Origin of the sequence: Protofrankia sp. Cj3 (assembly GCF_917627355.1) — a bacterium.
Taxonomy (GTDB): Bacteria; Actinomycetota; Actinomycetes; order Frankiales; family Frankiaceae; genus Protofrankia.
This window is the reverse complement of record NZ_CAKJTR010000079.1, coordinates 17,703-19,302: the sequence shown is the minus strand read 5'-3', so window position 1 is coordinate 19,302 and position 1,600 is coordinate 17,703. Positions and strand designations below refer to the sequence as shown.

2 protein-coding genes are annotated in these 1,600 nt (G+C 68.3%); both read left to right on the top strand.

The window, feature by feature from the left end:
* Window positions 1–318 precede the first annotated feature (318 nt).
* Window positions 319–675: a YraN family protein gene (locus MJ783_RS12755; protein ID WP_239310638.1), complete on the top strand. Its 357-nt coding sequence runs from the start codon at window positions 319–321 to the stop codon at window positions 673–675.
* Window positions 675–1,600: YifB family Mg chelatase-like AAA ATPase (locus MJ783_RS12750; protein ID WP_239310637.1), on the top strand; the 926-nt coding region annotated here is incomplete at its 3' end. The genes MJ783_RS12755 and MJ783_RS12750, both read left to right, overlap by 1 nt.

Below are 1,600 nucleotides of genomic sequence, written 5' to 3'. Positions count from 1 at the left end.
ACAACGCAGCCAGGGGGCGCCTGGACGCGGCGAGCCGGAATGATGATCTCAAACGGACGGCGAAAGTGTCAACGGAAGCCTCGTTGGCTCCGCCCAGCCAGCGGTCCTGACCAGCCAGCGGCCCACCTCGCTGAGAGCCTGTTGTGAGGCCTGCCGCGCCGCCCCAGCCTGCATTGTGTGCCTTGCCGGGTGCCTGCGTTGCCGGGTGTGGATAACTTCAGGTTGTCCACAGAACATCATCATTGTTCGCCAATGCTCGACCCACCGATCACTCTGATCTCCACGGGCGCGTCCGTCGCCTGTGGAGGGGAGCGGGCGATGCGGGTCAAGGATGCGCTCGGGCGGTTCGGTGAGGACACCGCGGTCCGGTATCTGCTGCAAGGCGGAATGGAAATTCTCGACCGCAACTGGCGTTGCGCGGCCGGCGAGATCGATATCGTCGCCCGGGACGGTTTGTGTCTGGTGTTCTGCGAGGTCAAGACCCGTTCCAGCGACCGGTACGGGACACCTGCGCAGGCTGTGGTTGCGGGCAAGGCCGCTCGTATCCGCCGGGTGGCCGCGCAGTGGCTTCATGATCATGAACATGAGCTGGCGGTCCTGCGCTTCGACGTGGTCGAGGTGTACCGCCGCCGGGACAGCCCGATTCGGGTGGAACACCTGCGAGGGGCGTTCTGATGGCGCTCGCACGGGCGTTCAGCGTCGCCATCGTGGGGGTGCACGGCCGTCTCGTCGAGGTCGAAGCGGATCTTGCGAACGGGCTGCCGGCCTTCACTCTTGTCGGGCTGCCGGACGCGGCGCTGCACGAGGCCAGGGAACGGATCCGTGCCGCGATCGTCAACTCGGGCCAGGCCTGGCCCAGCCAGCGGATCACGGTTGGGCTGTTTCCGGCGACTCTCCCGAAGTCCGGGAGCGGGTTCGACGTGGCGATGGCCGCCGCGGTTCTCGGCGCGGCGGCCACAATCCCCCCGACATCCCTGCACGGCCGGGTGCTGCTCGGAGAACTGGCGCTGGACGGACGGCTGCGGCCCGTCCGTGGGGTGCTGCCTGCGGTGTTGGCCGCGCTCGGCGCAGGTCTCGAACGCGTGGTCGTCCCCGAGGCGAACGGCGCGGAGGCTGCCTTGGTCCCTGGGGCCGTCGTTGAACCGGTGAAGGACCTCGACTGCCTGGTGCGCCTCCTGCGCGGTGAGTTCACGCCGGGTCCACCGTCGATGATCACGATGAATTCATCGCAGGCCAGCGTCGAGGATGTCGGCGATCTTGCCGATGTGGCGGGCCAGTCCCGCGGTCGCCTGGCGGTCGAAGTAGCGGCGGCTGGCGGCCATCATCTGTTCATGCAAGGGCCGCCGGGCAGTGGCAAGACCATGCTGGCGGAGCGCCTGCCGGGGCTGTTGCCCGCGCTTGACACCGAAGCCGCTCTTGAGGTCACCGCGGTGCACTCGGTCGCAGGGCTGTTGCCGGCAGACTGCCCGCTCGTGGTCCGGCCGCCTTTTCGCAGCCCGCACCATTCAGCAACGCCGGGAGCACTCGTCGGCGCCGGTTCGACCGTGCTACGACCGGGGCTGGCCAGCCAGGCGCATCGGGGGGTCCTGTTTCTTGACGA

Excerpts from the sequence above, each read along its gene's own strand:
- MJ783_RS12755 (WP_239310638.1), top strand. The coding sequence starts at position 319 with ATGCGGGTCAAGGATGCGCTCGGGCGGTTCGGTGAGGACACCGCGGTC.